General features: G+C 63.8%; 17 protein-coding genes. 6 read left to right on the forward strand and 11 right to left on the reverse strand.

Annotated features, from left to right (window positions below):
• Positions 1 to 207: 207 nt before the first annotated feature.
• Complete coding sequence (locus tag ACFWXH_RS21190; protein ID WP_379123339.1) at positions 208 to 1,125, forward strand: LysR substrate-binding domain-containing protein; 918 nt, start codon at positions 208 to 210, stop codon at positions 1,123 to 1,125.
• A gap of 81 nt (positions 1,126 to 1,206) precedes the next feature.
• Here the strand turns inward: ACFWXH_RS21190 and ACFWXH_RS21195 are convergent, their stop codons facing one another.
• From ACFWXH_RS21195 to rocF, 3 genes are all read right to left on the reverse strand, one after another.
• Complete coding sequence (locus tag ACFWXH_RS21195) at positions 1,207 to 1,644, reverse strand: VOC family protein (RefSeq protein ID WP_379123340.1); 438 nt, start codon at positions 1,642 to 1,644, stop codon at positions 1,207 to 1,209.
• 135 nt (positions 1,645 to 1,779) lie between these two features.
• Positions 1,780 to 2,826: an ornithine cyclodeaminase gene (locus ACFWXH_RS21200; RefSeq protein ID WP_379123341.1), complete on the reverse strand. Its 1,047-nt coding sequence runs from the start codon at positions 2,824 to 2,826 to the stop codon at positions 1,780 to 1,782.
• A gap of 2 nt (positions 2,827 to 2,828) precedes the next feature.
• Positions 2,829 to 3,749 (reverse strand): arginase, encoded by a 921-nt coding sequence (gene rocF, locus ACFWXH_RS21205; RefSeq protein WP_379123342.1) that lies wholly within the window; start codon positions 3,747 to 3,749, stop codon positions 2,829 to 2,831.
• Positions 3,750 to 3,894: 145 nt separating this feature from the next.
• Between rocF and ACFWXH_RS21210 the strand changes: the two genes are divergently transcribed.
• Positions 3,895 to 4,332: an Lrp/AsnC family transcriptional regulator gene (locus tag ACFWXH_RS21210; RefSeq protein ID WP_379123343.1), complete on the forward strand. Its 438-nt coding sequence runs from the start codon at positions 3,895 to 3,897 to the stop codon at positions 4,330 to 4,332.
• On the opposite strand, the gene ACFWXH_RS21215 is transcribed toward ACFWXH_RS21210, so the two are convergent.
• The 5 genes from ACFWXH_RS21215 to hisS form a co-directional block, all read right to left on the reverse strand.
• Complete coding sequence (locus ACFWXH_RS21215; RefSeq protein WP_379123344.1) at positions 4,329 to 6,077, reverse strand: AMP-binding protein; 1,749 nt, start codon at positions 6,075 to 6,077, stop codon at positions 4,329 to 4,331. The genes ACFWXH_RS21210 and ACFWXH_RS21215 overlap by 4 nt on opposite strands.
• Before the next feature lie 301 nt (positions 6,078 to 6,378).
• On the reverse strand, positions 6,379 to 7,080 hold the full coding sequence (gene hisG, locus ACFWXH_RS21220) for an ATP phosphoribosyltransferase (protein WP_379123345.1): 702 nt from the start codon (positions 7,078 to 7,080) through the stop codon (positions 6,379 to 6,381).
• Positions 7,077 to 8,195, reverse strand: coding sequence for an ATP phosphoribosyltransferase regulatory subunit (locus tag ACFWXH_RS21225; protein ID WP_379123346.1), 1,119 nt, complete (start codon positions 8,193 to 8,195; stop codon positions 7,077 to 7,079). The genes hisG and ACFWXH_RS21225 overlap by 4 nt, the downstream gene beginning before the upstream one ends.
• Positions 8,192 to 8,560, reverse strand: coding sequence for a VOC family protein (locus ACFWXH_RS21230; RefSeq protein WP_379123347.1), 369 nt, complete (start codon positions 8,558 to 8,560; stop codon positions 8,192 to 8,194). Before ACFWXH_RS21230 ends, ACFWXH_RS21225 begins: the two co-directional genes overlap by 4 nt.
• Complete coding sequence (gene hisS / locus ACFWXH_RS21235) at positions 8,557 to 10,056, reverse strand: histidine--tRNA ligase (protein WP_379123348.1); 1,500 nt, start codon at positions 10,054 to 10,056, stop codon at positions 8,557 to 8,559. The genes ACFWXH_RS21230 and hisS overlap by 4 nt, the downstream gene beginning before the upstream one ends.
• 343 nt (positions 10,057 to 10,399) lie before the next feature.
• On the opposite strand from hisS, the gene ACFWXH_RS21240 reads away from it, so the two are divergent.
• A complete protein-coding gene (locus ACFWXH_RS21240) occupies positions 10,400 to 10,603 on the forward strand; it encodes a hypothetical protein (protein ID WP_379123349.1) in 204 nt (67 codons plus the stop codon).
• Between the two features lie 135 nt (positions 10,604 to 10,738).
• Positions 10,739 to 11,716 carry a DUF389 domain-containing protein gene (locus ACFWXH_RS21245; protein WP_379123350.1) on the forward strand — a complete coding sequence of 326 codons (978 nt, stop codon included), beginning with the start codon at positions 10,739 to 10,741 and terminating at the stop codon, positions 11,714 to 11,716.
• 26 nt (positions 11,717 to 11,742) lie between these two features.
• On the opposite strand, the gene ACFWXH_RS21250 is transcribed toward ACFWXH_RS21245, so the two are convergent.
• A complete protein-coding gene (locus ACFWXH_RS21250; RefSeq protein ID WP_379123351.1) occupies positions 11,743 to 12,378 on the reverse strand; it encodes a DNA-3-methyladenine glycosylase I in 636 nt (211 codons plus the stop codon).
• A gap of 227 nt (positions 12,379 to 12,605) precedes the next feature.
• Between ACFWXH_RS21250 and ACFWXH_RS21255 the strand changes: the two genes are divergently transcribed.
• Together ACFWXH_RS21255 and ACFWXH_RS21260 are read left to right on the forward strand one after the other, a co-directional pair.
• Positions 12,606 to 13,436, forward strand: coding sequence for a L,D-transpeptidase (locus ACFWXH_RS21255; RefSeq protein WP_379123352.1), 831 nt, complete (start codon positions 12,606 to 12,608; stop codon positions 13,434 to 13,436).
• A 245-nt stretch (positions 13,437 to 13,681) separates the two neighbouring features.
• Positions 13,682 to 14,608 carry a bifunctional 5,10-methylenetetrahydrofolate dehydrogenase/5,10-methenyltetrahydrofolate cyclohydrolase gene (locus tag ACFWXH_RS21260; protein WP_379123353.1) on the forward strand — a complete coding sequence of 309 codons (927 nt, stop codon included), beginning with the start codon at positions 13,682 to 13,684 and terminating at the stop codon, positions 14,606 to 14,608.
• 33 nt (positions 14,609 to 14,641) lie between these two features.
• Here the strand turns inward: ACFWXH_RS21260 and ACFWXH_RS21265 are convergent, their stop codons facing one another.
• Positions 14,642 to 14,965: a putative quinol monooxygenase gene (locus tag ACFWXH_RS21265; RefSeq protein WP_379123354.1), complete on the reverse strand. Its 324-nt coding sequence runs from the start codon at positions 14,963 to 14,965 to the stop codon at positions 14,642 to 14,644.
• Positions 14,966 to 15,091: 126 nt separating this feature from the next.
• Positions 15,092 to 15,655, reverse strand: coding sequence for a TetR/AcrR family transcriptional regulator (locus tag ACFWXH_RS21270; RefSeq protein ID WP_379123355.1), 564 nt, complete (start codon positions 15,653 to 15,655; stop codon positions 15,092 to 15,094).
• Positions 15,656 to 15,712: the final 57 nt, after the last annotated feature.

Here is a 15,712-nt window from a genome sequence, read left to right on the forward strand (position 1 = left end):
ACGAGGCCAAACCCCATGCCCTTTCGCGGGGCGCGCGGCAGACGTTGATCTGGAGAGAGGCTGACGATGGCTGCCTCCCTCGTAAATGGGTGGGTTGCCGAAGAGCTGCCGCAGAGGCGCCCGCCGAATTGTGGAACAGAGACAGCGTAAGGGGTCCATTCTATAAAAGCAAATTGCCTTTTGTGTTTTTTACGATAGGTTTTTCTTATGATAAAACTCACACTGCGGCAGATGCAGTATTTCGAAACGCTGGTGCAGACACTGCATTTCGGACGCGCTGCGGTGCTATGCGGAATCAGCCAGCCGGCGCTTTCCGCGCAGATCGCCGACATGGAGGAAAAGCTCGGCTGCAAGCTGTTCGACCGCACGGGCCGCAACGCGATCCTGACGCCGGAAGCGCTGACGCTTTTGCCGCTGATTACGCGGGCGCTGGCAGCCACGCGCGACGTGGAAGAAGCAGCTGTGGCGGGACGCGGTTCTCTGGAGGGTCGCTTCCGACTCGGCATCATCCCGACGGTGGCGCCCTATCTGCTGCCCTCGATCCTGCCGGAACTGCGGCGGCTCTACCCCGAGTTGCGGCTTGAGCTGCGCGAGGCGGTGACAGACACGTTGGCTGAAGAAGCCGCGCTTGGCAGCCTCGACGCCTTCATTGCGGCGCTGCCGCTCGACCAGCCGGGATTGACCGCCGAAGCCCTGTTCGAGGATCGCTTCTTCCTGGCAGTGCCGCGCGCGGAACCCGACCTCGTGGCGCCCCCTGTACCACCGGAAAGCCCGGTGCTGGAAAGACTGATGCTTCTCGAAGAAGGCCATTGCCTGCGCGAACAGGCGCTGCAGCTGTGCGGCAGCGTGCGCCCGACCGCCATGGCGAATTACGGCGCGACCAGCCTGACCACGCTTCTGCAGATGGTCGGACACGGCTTTGGTGTGACGCTGGTGCCGGAGATGGCGGTGGCGCCGACGGCAGCACTGCCCGACCTTCGCGTGGTGCCCTTCACCGAGCCGATGCCTTCACGCATCGTCGCGTTGGCCTGGCGCCGCAACGGCCACCGCCAGGCGGAATGCAAGGCGCTGGCCCAGGTATTGAAAGGCGTGCGAGCGGAACCGGGAACCCCTCCCAAGGATTAGGCTGATGGTGGCTTTCGCGGCGACCCGGCTCGAACAGACGGTCGGCCTCGGACGCGCGGGCATTTGTCTTTCGTATTGCACTCAGCTCAGTTCTTGAGCGAGTCCGATGAGAAGCCCTTCAGGCCCACGGATGTAGCAGAGCCGATACGCGTCCTTGTACTGGACGACTTCGCCTACGAGCTGCGCGCCGCGCGCGCGGAGCCTTTCAAGGGTCTCGTCGATATCGTCCACGGCAAACATGACGCGGAGGTAGCCCAAGGCGTTGACCGGAGCGTTCCGGTGGTCTGCAACGACAGGCGGCCTCAGGAAGCGGGAGAGCTCAAGCCGGCTGTGGCCGTCCGGTGTGCGCATCATGGCAATCTCGACATGCTGGTCGCCCAGTCCAGTGACACGTCCGGCCCATTCTCCTTCGATCGTGGCCCGCCCTTCGAGCTCGAGGCCGAGTTCGCGAAAGAAATCAATCGTCCCTCCGAGATCTTCGACGACGATTCCTACGTTGTCCATCCGCTTGAGCGCCATGTTTCCAATCTCCAAGGTATCGCCTGACAACGGCCGCTCGAGAGCGCCGCGCGTCCTCTGCGGACGCGGAAAGGTCACTCTAACACTTGTATCTGGCCTGCGATCCTTTCCGAAAATCGTTTCCGATTTTCGGAGTCATGCAGCGGCGGCGCGCAGCAGCATGCCGAAGAGGTCGCGCGGTTCGTCAGGATCGGCAAGCAGGTCGAGTTCCTCATACAGGCCGGTGGCGTGGAGCTGGTCGCGCACGTAACGCAGCGCCGAGAAGTCCTCGGTGGCAAAGCCGACCGAGTCGAACAGCGTGATCTGCTTGTCGCTGGTCCGGCCCGAAGCCTTGCCTGCCATCACCTGCCACAGTTCGGTCACCGGATGATCGCCATCCAGCTGCTGGATCTCGCCCTCGATGCGCGTCTGCGGCGGGAACTCCACGAAGATGTCGGAGCGCAGCAGGATGTCGCGATGCAGCTCGGTCTTGCCCGGACAGTCGCCGCCGACCGCATTGATGTGCACGCCCGAGCCCACCATGTTGTCGGTCAGGATCGTCGCATACTGCTTGTCGGCGGTCACCGTGGTGATGACATCGGCCCCCTCCACCGCTTCCTGGCCGGAAGCGCAGACGGTGATGTCGAAACCCATGCCGGCGAGGTTCTTGGCACAGCGGCGCGAGGCCGACGGGTCGATGTCGTAAAGGCGCAGCCTGTCGATGCCGGTGATGGCCTTGAAGGCGATCGCCTGGAACTCCGACTGCGCGCCATTGCCGATGATGGTCATGGTGCGGGCACCCTTCGGCGCCAGGTACTTTGCGACGAGCGCCGAAGTGGCTGCGGTGCGCAGCGCCGTCAGGATGGTCATTTCGGTCAGCAGCATCGGATAGCCGGAGCCGACATCGGCAAGCACACCGAAAGCGGTCACGGTCTGCAGGCCCTCGCGCGTGTTCTTCGGGTGGCCGTTGACATATTTGAAGCCGTAGAGATGGCCGTCGCTGGTCGGCATCAGCTCGATGACGCCGTCATGGCTGTGCGAGGCGACACGCGGCGTCTTGTCGAACAGCTCCCAGCGGCGGAAGTCCTCCTCGATATAGGTGGCAAGCTCGGTCAGGAAGCGTTCCACGCCGATGGCCAGCACCAGCTTCATCATGGAATCGACGCTCACGAACGGAACGATGTTCAGCTTGGCTGCGGTCATGTTCAGAAGCTCCTGGTCGGACGGTCCATGATGCGGCGGCCCATGAGGCTCGCCGTCAGATCGACCATCAAGGTGGCGGTACGGCCGCGCTCATCAAGGAAGGGATTGAGTTCGACAAGATCGAGGCTCGTGACCAGACCGCTGTCGGACAGCATCTCCATGACCAGGTGCGCCTCGCGCAAGGTGGCACCGCCCGGCACCGTGGTGCCGACCGCCGGTGCAATCGACGGGTCGAGGAAATCGACATCGAGGCTGACATGCAGAAGGCCGTTCTCTTCGGCGACACGCGCGAGGAAAGCCCTGAGCAACGGCGCGATGCCGTGTTCGTCGATGGCACGCATGTCATGCACGGTCACGCCGGCCTCGTTGAGCGCCTGGCGCTCGGCCGCATCGACGCTGCGCAGGCCGAGCGTGCAGATGCGCTTCGGTTCCACACGCACCGGCAGGTTCGGGAAGAAGCCGTCAAAGCCCGGCAGGCCGCTGGCATAGGCAAGCGGCACGCCATGCAGATTGCCGCTGGTGGTGGAGTCGAGTGTGTGGAAGTCGGGATGCGCGTCCAGCCACAGGACGAAAAGGGGGCGGCCTGTTTCCGCGGCGCGACGGGCGACACCGGACAGCGTCCCGGCGGAGATGGCATGATCGCCGCCAAGGAAGATCGGCATGGCATCCTTGCTGGCATGATAGGCGGCCTCGGCAATCGCGGCCGTCCAGGCAACGATCTCCGGCAGCTTCTTCAGCGCCGCGTTGCGATGAATGATCGGCTGGGCTGCAGCCGGCTGCACGGTACCCAGATCCTCGACCTGGTGCCCCAGCTCGGTCAGCGCCGAAACGAGACCTGCCGTGCGCAGCGCGCTCGGCCCCATCTCGCATCCCAGACGCCCGGCGCCGTCCTGCTCCGGCGCCCCCAGTATCCTGCAACGCATGACGTTCCTTCCCGACCTGTCTCGTTGCCGTGGAGTAAAGCGCAATCGACTGGCGGAATGAACAAACTGATTTGGCAGATATCGTTCATTGCCTTATCATTTCGGCAATATCGAATGCCAATATGGACAGTGACAGGATTCCAGCATGGACTCACTCGACGAAAAGCTGGTGACGCTGCTCAGGCATGACGGCCGTCGCTCCATCTCCGATCTCGCGGTCGATCTCGGCGTGTCGCGCGCAACGGTGCGCGCGCGCATCGAACGGCTGGAACGGCAGGGTGAAATCCTCGGCTACACCGTGATCCTGCGGGCGGATGCGCTGGAACAACGCGTGCGCGGCATCATGATGATCGAGGTCGAAGGCCATGCCGCCGACCGGGTGGTGCGGGCGCTGGGCGGCTTCCCGGAAATCTCGGCCATTCACACCACCAATGGCCGCTGGGACCTCGTCGTCGAATTGAACACAGAAACGTTGACACAGCTCGACGCCGTGCTGCGCAAGGTGCGGTTCATTCCGGCCATCACCGGTTCGGAGACCACCCTGCTGCTCGCGACGCCACGCTCGACGCGGGCGCGACTTTAAAGCCCCAGTTCCTCGACCATGGCATCGCGCATGACGAACTTCTGCGCTTTGCCGGTCACCGTCATCGGCAGGCTGTCCTTGAAGCGGATGTAGCGCGGCACCTTGTAGTGCGAGATCTGGCCGGCGCAGAACGTCTTCACGTCGTCCTCGCTCATCGTCTCGCCCGGCTTCAGCACGATCCAGGCTGCGATCTCCTCGCCATATTTCGCATCGGGCACGCCGAAGACCTGCACTTCCTTCACCTTCGGATGCCGGTAGAGGAATTCCTCGACCTCACGCGGATAGACGTTCTCGCCACCGCGGATGACCATGTCCTTCACGCGGCCGACGATGTTGCAGAAGCCTTCCTCGTCGATGGTGGCGAGGTCGCCCGTATGCATCCAGCCTTCCGGGTCGATCGCCTCGTCGGTCTTTTCCTGGTCCTCCCAGTAGCCCTTCATCACCGAATAGCCGCGCGTGCACAGTTCGCCGCGTTCGCCGACCGGCACGGTCCCGCCTTCGGCATCCACCACCTTGACCTCGACATGCGGATGGATGCGACCGACGGTCGATACCCGCTTCTCGAGCGGATCGTCGACGCCGCTCTGGAACGAGACAGGGCTGGTTTCGGTCATGCCATAGGCGATCGTGACCTCCGACATGTTCATGAGCGCGATGACCTTCTTCATCACCTCGATCGGGCACGGCGAGCCGGCCATGATGCCAGTGCGCAGCGACGACAGGTCGAAGCTCTTGAAATCGGGATGGTCGAGCATGGCGACAAACATGGTCGGCACACCGTAGAGGCCGGTGCAGCGCTCGTCGGATATGGCTTTCAGCGTCACGCCGGGGTCGAAGCCCTCACCCGGGAAAACCATGGTGGCGCCCTTGGACACACAGCCCATCGAGCCCATCGACATGCCGAAGCAGTGATAGAAGGGCACGGGAATGCAGAGCCTGTCATGCGAAGTCAGCCGGATCGCGGCGGTGACGAAATTACCGTTGTTGACGATGTTCGCGTGCGTCAACGTGGCGCCTTTCGGCGCACCGGTGGTGCCACTGGTGAACTGGATGTTGATGGCATCGTCCGGTGTCAGCGTCGCGCTGATCCGATCGAGCGCTGCGCGGTCGGCGTCGGCGCCCATGGCGAGCACATCGCCGAAATTGAACATGCCGGGCGAAACCTCCTCGCCCATGCGGATGACGGTCTTCAACGCCGGAAGTTTCTTCGCAGCGAGTTTACCGGGCTCGGCGCTGTCGATCTCCGGCGCCAGCGTGCGGATCATGCCGAGATAGTCGGAGGTCTTGAACTGCGCGGCGGTGACCAGTGCCTTGCAGCAGACCTTGTTCAGTGCATATTCGAGTTCGGCAAGCCGGTAGGCCGGGTTGATATTCACGAGGATCAGGCCGACGCGCGCGGTGGCGTATTGCGTCACCAGCCATTCCCACCGGTTTGGCGACCAGATGCCGACGCGGTCGCCTTTCACCAACCCAAGCTTCATCAGCCCTGCAGCGAAGTCGTCGACAACGCTCGCCAGTTCGTCCCACGAGAAGCGCTTGTCCTGGCTGGAGAATACCGCGGCATCGCGTGGCCCGTAGGCATGCACCGTGTCGGCCAGCAGTTGCGGAATGGTCTTGTCGAGCAGCGGCTGCAGACGCTCACCTGAGACATGCGACAGCCCTTCCCTCGGGGCAATGAAGACGACACCCGCCTGTACCGAGCTCGACGGTCGTGTACCTTTCAGTTCGTCCGGGTTGATCGCCATGACTTGCTCCTCCACTTGCGATGGAAGGCTAGCAGCCAGCCACCGATCCGAAAATCAGGCCAAAAGTCTGATGATGCAAGCTGAGAAAAGGGGAGTCTGGCGGTGCGTCCTTCGAGGCTCGCTTCGCTCGCTCCTCAGGATGAGGGACGTTGTGCATGGCCTTTCATCCTGAAACGCCGCAGAATAGAGAGAGTTCGCGCTAACCGCCCTCATCCTGAGGTGCTCGCCCGCACGTCGATTGGAAGCATAGTGTTGTCCTTTGCGGGCGAGCCTCGAAGGACGCACCGAAAGGCCCGATGGTTCAGCCAACCGAAGCCGCGACCCTTACAGCGATGTCGGCAACGAGGGCCGCATCGGCCGGTTTGCGTTCCTTTTTCGAGGCAACGAGGCAGGCCTGCGACTTCAGCACGATGCCGTCCGACAGGATCTTCAGGTGGTTTGCCTTCAGCGTCGAACCGGTCGTGGTGATGTCGACGATGATGTCGGCGGAGCCTGACGCCGGCGCACCTTCGGTCGCGCCCAGGCTTTCGACGATGCGATAGACCTGGATGCCGTGCTTGGCGGTGAAGAACTGCTGCGTCAGCCGCCAGTATTTGGTGGCGATGCGCAGCCTGCGGCCATGGCGCTGGCGGAAGTCGGCAGCGACGTCGTCGAGATCGGCCATGGTGTCGACGTCGAACCAGATATCCGGCACCGCCACCACGACATCGGCATGGCCGAAGCCGAGCCGCGCGGCAATCTCGGCACGCGACTGCCAGTCCGCGAGGTTTTCGCGCAACAGATCCTCGCCGGTGATTCCGAGGTCGACAGCGCCCTGCCCGATCTCGCCGGCAATCTCCGAAGCCGACAGGAAGGCCACTTCGATGTCGCCGCGATCGGCGATGCGGGCGTGATATTTGCGGTCGTCTTCCGGCAGGCTGACGGCAAGGCCGGCCTTGGCCAGCACTTCCAGCGCCTGTTCCTTCAGCCGTCCCTTGGAGGGGATCGCCAGCGTCACGGTCATGATGCGTCACCCCGCAGCGTCTCGATGCGATCGAGCCAGACCGAAAAACCGACGCCCGGGATCTGCCCCTTGGCGCCGAGCAGCGTCAGCAGGCGGTCGTAACGTCCGCCGCCGACCAGCGGGCGGTCGCTGTCGCCGGAAGCGATCTCGAAGACGAGCCCCGTATAATAGTCGAGCGGACGGCCGAAGGCGGCATCGTAATGCACCGTGTTGCCCGTCAGGCCATGGCCAGCGACCGCTTCGGCACGGGAGGCAAAAGTGTCGAGCGCAGAGCCAAGCGTCAGCCCCGCATTCGAGGCAAAAGCCTGCAGGGCCTCGGTGGCCTGCGACAGCGGCACATGGATGGCGAGAAACGTCTTCAGCGCAGCGAAGGCCTCATCGGACAACCGTACCGAACGCAGTTGCGCCTTCTCGATCAGCCGGCGCGCGATGTCGGCCGGAGTCCGGCTTGCGGAAGCGGAAAGGCCGAGTTTTTCCATGTCGCCCGCGATGTGGGTCGTCAGGGCATCAAGATCGGCGTCCAACGCCAGCGTGGCGACCGGCGGCGGCAGTTGGCCATTGCGCGGCGGATTGGCAAGGTCGGCAAGTGCCGCCTCCAGCATCGCTTTCGAACCGAAGGCGCGGGCAAGCCGCATGCGCCAACCGCGCGGCAGGCCAAGCGCTGCCAGCACCGCCTCAAAAATGGCCTGGTCGCCCAGCGTGACCGAAAGCGCGCGCTTCGGCAGCACCCGCGACAGCAAGGCGTGGGCGTCGGCCACGCTGCGGGCGTCGGCCGCGGCAGTGTCGCCATCGCCGAGGTCCTCGATGCCGGCCTGGAAGAACTCGTTGCCGCCTTCGCGGCGCTGGCGGAAGACCTCGCCGAGATAGCCGTAGCGACGTGGCGTGCCGGCCTGGCTGGCAATATGGTCGAGGCAGACCGGAATGGTGAATTCGGGACGCAGGCAGAGCGTCTGTCCGGTCTCACTTTCGGTCAGGAAGATGCGGCGACGCAGGTCCTCGCCAGCCATGTCCAGGAACGGGTCGGCAGGCTGAAGCACCGCGACGTCGACAAGGCCGACGCCACGCTGCTCGAGCAGCGCCACCACTTCGTCCGCAAAGGCAGGAGCCCCCCTCATGACGTCACCTTCTGCATGAGCTCGATGCGGTTGCCGAACGGATCATAGACATGGATGCGCCGGTAACCTTCGAGCGGCACGTCCGTAGCCGTCCGGTAACCGGCCTTCGTCGCCGCGGCCTCCAGCCGCTTCACATCATCGACCAGGAAGGCCGGATGCGCCTTGGCGGCAGGGTGAAAGTCGGGATCGACGCCGAGATGCACCTTGACCGCAGCGCCTTCGAACCAGCAGCCGCCGCGCCTGGCGAGATCGTCGGGTTTCGCCACTTCGGTCAGGCCCAGAATGCCGGTATAAAATGCGCGTGCATCGGGCTCACGCCCGGCCGGCATGGCAAGCTGGACGTGATCGATGCCAAGCAGGGTCATTGGCGCTCGGCGGCCTGCGCGGCGAGAATTTTCTTCACCTCGGCGACCAGGTTGGCTTCCTTCACCGTGACCTGGCCCGGCCGTGCTTCCTTGTATTCGGCATGATCGGCGATCGCCGCCGCCTGCCTGGCGCCTTCGATCAGGTCTTTCAACTGGACCTCGCCGGCCTCGCGTTCGCTCGATCCCTGGATGACCGCGACGGGTGAACCGCGACGGTCGGCATATTTAAGTTGCGCCTTCATGCCGGCGCCGCCGAGATAGAGCTCGGCACGGATACCGGCCTGACGCAGTTCCGATACCATCTTCTGGTAGCGGCCAAGGCTTTCCGTATCCTTGTCCATCACCAGCACGATCACCGGCTGCAGGATGTCGGATGTGTCGAGCTTGCCGAGGTTCTTCAGCGCCGTCATCAGGCGCGAAACGCCGATGGAGAAGCCGGTTGCCGGCACCGGTTCGCCGCGGAAGCGCGAGACCAGCCCATCATAACGTCCGCCGCCACCGACCGAGCCGAAGCGTACGATCTTGCCTTCGTCGTTGGGGATCTCGGCCAGTAGCTCGGCCTCGTAGACCGGGCCGGTGTAATATTCGAGGCCGCGCACGATGGAGGGATCGATCTTGACCCGTGTGTCGAGATAACCGGCTGCCGCGACCATCGCGCCGATGTCCTGCAATTCCTGTACGCCTTCGGCGCCGCGTTCCGACCCGGCGACGGCCTCCCGCATCTTGGCCAGCGTGTCGGCGAGATCGCCGGTGCCCGGCGCGGTCAAAAGCAGCACGCGATCGGACTGCGCGGCATCCAGTCCGGCACCCTTGGTGAAATCGCCGCTCTCGTCGAGGCGACCCTTGCCGAGCAGCGCGCGCACGCCGTCCGGCCCGACCTTGTCGAGCTTGTCGATGGCGCGCAACACGGTAAGCCGGCGGCCGGCATTGTCGTCGCCGCCAAGGCCGATCGCTTCCAGCACGCCGTCGAGCACCTTACGGTTGTTGACGCGGATGGCGTAGTCGCCGCGCTTGATGCCGAGCGCTTCCATCACATCGGCCATCATCATGGCCATTTCGGCATCGGCCGCCACGCCCGGCGTGCCGACCGTGTCGGCGTCGAACTGCATGAACTGGCGGAAACGGCCGGGGCCCGGCTTCTCGTTGCGGAACACCCAGCCCGAGCGGTAGCTGCGATAGGGCTTGGGCAGGCGCTCGTAATTCTCGGCGACGAAGCGCGCCATCGGCGCGGTCAGATCATAGCGCAGCGACAGCCACTGCTCGTCGTCGTCCTGGAAGGAGAAGACGCCTTCATTGGGACGATCCTGATCCGGCAGGAACTTGCCCAGCGCATCGGTGTATTCGATCAGCGGCTGATCAACCGGCTCGAAACCGTATAGCTCGTAGACCGCGCGAATGGTCGCCATCATCTTCTCGACGGCGCGGATGTCCTCGGCGCTGCGGTCGACAAGGCCGCGCGGCAGCCGCGCCTTCATCTTTTCCGGTTTGTCGGCCATGGTCGTGAACTCGCTGTCGATGGCATGTGCATGTCGAAAACTGCCGCTTTCGCGGCGCGGTTGTCCTAACCGATGCAGGCAGGTGCGGCAAGGCGTTTGCCCGCGACAACACTTTGCAGCAAGGCAGCGGTTTCGCGACGGCAAAACGGCGGGAATGCCCGCCTCCAAGTCCACCCGCTAACCACTCGTCAACCATTGCGGCCAAATGCGCCCAAAACGCACCAATTTGGCCATTATCGCAGCATCGTGCCGACATAATCCTTGCCGATAAGCGCCCTGGAACCAAGGACTTGCACCCGAAATGGCAACGGCGCGGAAAATCGAGCTTCTGGATGAACGGGTCATGACCGCTCAGGTCATACCGCTGCGCCGCCCCGAGGTCGTCGCGTCCGCGATCAGCCAGCATGCGGGGCCGTTCGAGGTTCCGGCCGCTGAACGCAAAAGCTCCGGCATCGGCGACATCCTGATCACCGGCCTGCTGGTGATCTACCCGGCGCTCGCCACCATCACCGCGATCGTCATCGGGCTGATGCTGTCGCGCGGCTGAGCCCCTTCCCGCAACTGGCTGCGGCAACGAAGGACGCCGCCGGCCAGACTGGACAGCATCGGCAGTGTGCGGCATCCATGCGATGCGGGTTAGGCTCGGATGAATCTCGCGATTCGTCGATGAGAGGCACTGCTGATGCTTCAGGTCCGCGTGCTGACACCACGCCAACGCTGCGAAGCCGCCATCAAGGCGATTGAAGCCGATCCCACGACGGCCAATCTGGTGATCCTGCGCGGCACGGCACTCGACGGCAAAGGGGACGTCCTGCTCTTCGATGTAGCCCGCGAAACCGCGAACGCCATTGTCGATGCGCTGCGTTCGCTCGGCATCGAGGATACGGGTTCGATATCGCTGCATGACAATGTGACGGTGATCTCGCAGGCCGCCGATCAGGCGCAGGCCGCGGCCGGCGGCCATCCCGCGGATGCCGTGATCTGGGATGAGATCGAGGACCAGGCACAGGAGGACGCCGAGCTTTCCTGGTCGTTCCTGACCTTCCTGGTTCTGGCCACGCTGATTGCCAGCATCGGGCGCTATGTCGACCAGCCCATTCTCATCATCGGAGCCATGGTGGTCGGTCCGGACTTCGCCCCGGTGGCGGCGATCTGCCTGGCCATCGCCCGGCGCCGATGGTCCCTTCTGCGGCCTGCCTCGGCCACGCTGCTTGGCGGCTTCGCTCTGGCCACCGCCATTGCCTGGCTGGTGTGGGCGGTCGCCTATGCGGCCGGCTTCGTCGATTTTACCGCAGCGACCAGCGGCCCGCAGACCCAGTTCATCGTCAAGCCGGACGCGTGGTCCTTGATCATCGCGCTGCTGGCCGGCTGTGCAGGCGTGCTCTCGCTGACGGCAGCGAAGTCATCAGCCCTGGTCGGCGTCTTCATTTCCATCACCACCGTTCCGGCAGTTGGCACGATAGCGCTCACGCTCGCCGTCGGCGCGTGGGATGAAGCCCGGGCCGCACTGGTCCAACTGGCAGTCAATGTCGTCGGAATGATCATCGCCGGCACAGCCACGCTCATGGTGCAGCAGCGCACGCTGCGCCATCCTCGGAAGAGCCTGGTTGCAAAAGCACGGGGCCGCCAGGTCAAGCAGGCGACGAGACGGCGAAGCTGAGAAAGTCGCGAAGTCGGCGAGATCACCTAGACAGGTCGTCTGAGCTGCGCCCGTTCTTTCTCGACCTCGGCACGGCAGACGCAGCCTTCGATGTGGTCGTTGACCATGCCCATGGCCTGCATGAAGGCATAGACCGTGGTCGGGCCGACAAAGGTCCAGCCCCGCTTCTTCAGTTCCTTCGAGATGCGCGTCGACACCGCCGTGGTCGGGTTGGCGCGCAGATGGGTGATGTCGACCACCTTTGGCCGCTCATCCGGTCCCGGTTCGAATGACCAGAACCAGGCAGCGAGTGATCCTGCCTCCTTCACCAGTTCCTGCGCACGTTTGGCATTGTTGATGGTGGAGACGATCTTGCCGCGATGGCGGATGATGCCGGCGTTGCCCAGCAGCCGCTCGACATCGGCGTCGGTAAAACGCGCGACCCTGTCGAAATCGAAGCCCTCGAACGCTTCGCGGAAGGCCTCCCGCTTGCGCAGGATGGTGAGCCATGACAGCCCCGACTGGAAACCCTCCAGGCAGATCTTCTCGAACAACCGGCGGTCGCCGGTTACCGGCCGACCCCATTCATGGTCATGATAATGCTGGTAGTCGGGCAGATTGCCGTGCCAGGCACACCGGGTGATGCCATCCACCCCAGTGATCAAACCATTGTTGTCGCCCATCTGAAATCCATTCGTTAACGCCTGGAAGGCCTGCTTTACCGGGGCTTTACCAGATTCCTGAACCGGCCGGTAACCACACCAAAAGGTTTACTGACAAAGCCGCATTTTAACGGTTCGCGATTCACCATTCGCTTGCCGCCTGTGGACAACATGCCGATCGAAGCCGCGAGCAACACCCGTTTCCTGCGCGGTGCGACGATCGAGTTGAGAGTCCCATGCGAACAACCATGAGAAAGATGTTTCTGCCCCTGTTCGGCGCGATCGGCGCGCTGGCAGCGGTTGCCGCCCCTGCCCTTGCCAATGACCGTTATGCCGAGCGTCCACCGGTGATGGTGAGCCCGGATCTCTCGGCTCCCTGGGTGACGCAGCTTGGGCGCGCGCCGGGCGTGGTCCGGTCGAGCCGCGGCTATGCCGTTCAGCAGCCGCAATGGGGACAGCCGCAGGTACGCTACCGCCAGGTCGCCCCACAGGGCCAATATTACCGCCAGGCCCAGCCGCGTGTTCAGTATCGCCAGGCGCAGCCGCAAGCAGGAACCGACCGTGTGCGCACTGCCGCGGTACCAGGCAGGCCGGCACGGCGGACGGTGGCACGGCCACAGATCAACCCAATCTACCTGCCACAGGAAGTCGCCTTCAACGGCAAGGAAAAGCCGGGCACCATCATCATCGATACCACGCAGAACTTCCTCTATCTGGTAGGCGATGGTGGCAAGGCGCGGCGCTACGGTGTCGGCACCGGCAAGCCGGGCTTCGAATGGGCTGGCACGCACAAGGTCAGCCAGAAGCGTGAATGGCCGGACTGGCGCCCGCCGAGCGAAATGATCGCACGCGAAAAGGCCAAGGGCCGCTATCTGCCGACCTTCCTGGCCGGCGGCATCGAGAACCCGCTCGGCGCGCGCGCGCTCTATCTCGGCTCGACACTTTACCGTATCCACGGCACCAACCAGCCCTGGACGATCGGCGGCGCGGTGTCCTCCGGTTGCATCCGCATGCGCAACGAGGATGTCGTAGACCTCTATGACCGGGTTAAGGTAGGCACGACGGTCGTCGTGATGTAGTATTTTCACGCTGAGTCGGCCTTGCTTCGCCGACCGACGAAATAACGGGGGACGGGCCTTGTGGGGACATGGCCAGTCCGGAAAGGGCAGCCGGTCATGCCGCGCTGCCCTTTCTGTTTTGTCCTTCTGACCCGATTTTTTGGCCGCCAGAGGCCATAATCGACTAAGGCAGGACGGATTCAGCCTCCCAACGGCGGCGTTCTCCTGCTATGTCGCCCGCAACCGACAAATCCGGAAGTTTGCCCATGTCCACCACCGACAGCCGCTACCTGAAGGGTGGCCCCGTCGCCAAACGCATCATCGAAAGCGTCCGCATCGCCGCCGAAGAGGCACGCGCCGAAGGCTTTCCGCCAAAGCTGGTCTCGATCACCGTCGGCGATGTCGACGCCGTCGACGTCTATGTGCGCAACCAGCGCGCCAAGGCCGGCCAGGCCGGCATCGATTTCGAGGAGCGCCGCTTTCCGGCCGATGTCACCGCGCGCGAACTCGAGGCGGCCATCCACGGCATGAATGCCGATCCGCGCGTTACCGGCATCATCATCCAGCGCCCTGTGCCCTCGCACATCCCGATCAAGGCGCTGCAGAGCGCGGTGCACCCGCTGAAGGATGTCGAGGGCATGCATCCGGCCTCGATCGGCAACATCGTCTACAACCAGCTCGACCTGGCGCCCTGTACGGCCGCCGCTTCCGTCGAACTGCTCAAGGAAACCGGGCTCGACCTGAAGGGCCTCGAAGTCGTGGTCGTCGGCCATTCGGAGATCGTCGGCAAGCCGATCGCCTTCCTTTTGATGAGCGAAGGCGCCACAGTCACCGTCTGCCATCATATGACGCGTTCGCTGGCGGTGCACGCGCGCCGGGCCGACGCGCTGTTCGTGGCGGTCGGCAAGCCGCGCCTGATCAAGGCCGACATGGTGAAACCGGGCGCCGCCGTCATCGACATCGGCATCAATTCGGAAACGCTGCCGGACGGCACCACCCGCATCGTCGGCGACGTCGACACCGAAAGCGTCAAGGACGTGGCGTCCTGGATCACTCCGGTGCCGGGCGGCGTCGGCCCGATCACGGTTTCGATCCTGCTGCGCAACACGATGGTGGCACTCAATCGCCAGCGCGACCTCTACCGCGCCAGCTATGCCGTCGGCGAACAGCCCGGCCAGATTGCCGCCGAATAGCATCCGGCGAGCCGCGGCTCCCAACGCGGCAAGCTAGACCAGGTCAAAGGCCGCGCGGCTGTCGCTCCTGATCGGCCGCCAGACCTGGATGTCGCGTGGAGCTTCCAGCACCTCGTCGAGCGCCGCGTGCCATTCCTCGCGGTATGGGCGCTTCAGCTGCACGTCGAGCACGTCCTGATGATCGACCCAGGTCTCGTGCAGCAATAGCCGCAATGGATCTTCCGGGTCCTGGTGCAAGGTGGCCGAGATGAACATCTCCTCATGCCGCATCGTGTCCAGGACACCGTTGAGCAGCGCCATGAACCGATCCTGTTGCTGTGGGCGGACGCGGAAGCCGATGATGTAGGTGATGGCCACTGTCTTCTCCTGTCTGGGCTTGATGGCGTGCAAAATGCCAGAGCGGGCGACAGCAGCAATGACCTCGGAGGTAATGAAAACGGATAAGCCTCGGCAACTGAACAGACGTTGGCAGCAGACGGTGCATTAACGCGGCAGCAGCTCCGCAACGAACTGGCGCAGGCTGGTTTCGACGAAATCCTCGACACGCCCCTGCGGATCGAAGCCCCACCACAACAGCGAACCCTGCCACTGCGAGGCCATCAGCAAGCCAATATTGCGCGGTGCGGTCACCACATCTGAAAAACACGCATCGAGCGCGGTCGAGAGACGTTTGCGCCAGGCCGCGCCGCGCGCCCGCAGCACTGGGTCACGCAGGTCCTCGCGCAGCACCAACAGGCCTTCGGCATAGGCTTCGATCTCGCCATAACCGCGCGACAGATCGACCAGCAGGTCGACGGCGCCGTCCGGCGTCCTGGCGACGGAGGCGCCAAGCTCTTCGGTGCGCGCGTCCAAACGGTCCCAGGCGGCCAGAAGAGCGGCCTGTTTTAGCCCGACCTTGGTCTTGAAACGTTGAACCAGCGTTGCGGGGGAGAGACCGCAGGCGCGCGCCAGGCTTTCGAAGGTCAGCGCCTCGGGACCGCGTTCATGGATCAGCCCGAGCGCGATCTCCAGCACCTTCTCGTCGGACAACGTTTTCGGTCGCGGCATGTTGATTTCCGATTAATAAGTGAATATTCATTTATATATTATTTCACACATCCATCA

Origin of the sequence: Mesorhizobium sp. NPDC059054 (genome assembly GCF_042739215.1) — a bacterium.
Lineage (GTDB): Bacteria > Pseudomonadota > Alphaproteobacteria > Rhizobiales > Rhizobiaceae > Mesorhizobium.

What these genes read in the sequence shown, in the direction of transcription:
- ACFWXH_RS21190 (WP_379123339.1), top strand. Translation starts at nt 208, where the DNA reads ATGATAAAACTCACACTGCGGCAGATGCAGTATTTCGAAACGCTGGTG.
- ACFWXH_RS21195 (WP_379123340.1), bottom strand. Translation starts at nt 1,644, where the DNA reads ATGGCGCTCAAGCGGATGGACAACGTAGGAATCGTCGTCGAAGATCTC.
- ACFWXH_RS21200 (WP_379123341.1), bottom strand. Translation starts at nt 2,826, where the DNA reads ATGACCGCAGCCAAGCTGAACATCGTTCCGTTCGTGAGCGTCGATTCC.
- rocF (WP_379123342.1), bottom strand. Translation starts at nt 3,749, where the DNA reads ATGCGTTGCAGGATACTGGGGGCGCCGGAGCAGGACGGCGCCGGGCGT.
- ACFWXH_RS21210 (WP_379123343.1), top strand. Translation starts at nt 3,895, where the DNA reads ATGGACTCACTCGACGAAAAGCTGGTGACGCTGCTCAGGCATGACGGC.
- ACFWXH_RS21215 (WP_379123344.1), bottom strand. Translation starts at nt 6,077, where the DNA reads ATGGCGATCAACCCGGACGAACTGAAAGGTACACGACCGTCGAGCTCG.
- hisG (WP_379123345.1), bottom strand. Translation starts at nt 7,080, where the DNA reads ATGACCGTGACGCTGGCGATCCCCTCCAAGGGACGGCTGAAGGAACAG.
- ACFWXH_RS21225 (WP_379123346.1), bottom strand. Translation starts at nt 8,195, where the DNA reads ATGAGGGGGGCTCCTGCCTTTGCGGACGAAGTGGTGGCGCTGCTCGAG.
- ACFWXH_RS21230 (WP_379123347.1), bottom strand. Translation starts at nt 8,560, where the DNA reads ATGACCCTGCTTGGCATCGATCACGTCCAGCTTGCCATGCCGGCCGGG.
- hisS (WP_379123348.1), bottom strand. Translation starts at nt 10,056, where the DNA reads ATGGCCGACAAACCGGAAAAGATGAAGGCGCGGCTGCCGCGCGGCCTT.
- ACFWXH_RS21240 (WP_379123349.1), top strand. Translation starts at nt 10,400, where the DNA reads ATGACCGCTCAGGTCATACCGCTGCGCCGCCCCGAGGTCGTCGCGTCC.
- ACFWXH_RS21245 (WP_379123350.1), top strand. Translation starts at nt 10,739, where the DNA reads ATGCTTCAGGTCCGCGTGCTGACACCACGCCAACGCTGCGAAGCCGCC.
- ACFWXH_RS21250 (WP_379123351.1), bottom strand. Translation starts at nt 12,378, where the DNA reads ATGGGCGACAACAATGGTTTGATCACTGGGGTGGATGGCATCACCCGG.
- ACFWXH_RS21255 (WP_379123352.1), top strand. Translation starts at nt 12,606, where the DNA reads ATGAGAAAGATGTTTCTGCCCCTGTTCGGCGCGATCGGCGCGCTGGCA.
- ACFWXH_RS21260 (WP_379123353.1), top strand. Translation starts at nt 13,682, where the DNA reads ATGTCCACCACCGACAGCCGCTACCTGAAGGGTGGCCCCGTCGCCAAA.
- ACFWXH_RS21270 (WP_379123355.1), bottom strand. Translation starts at nt 15,655, where the DNA reads ATGCCGCGACCGAAAACGTTGTCCGACGAGAAGGTGCTGGAGATCGCG.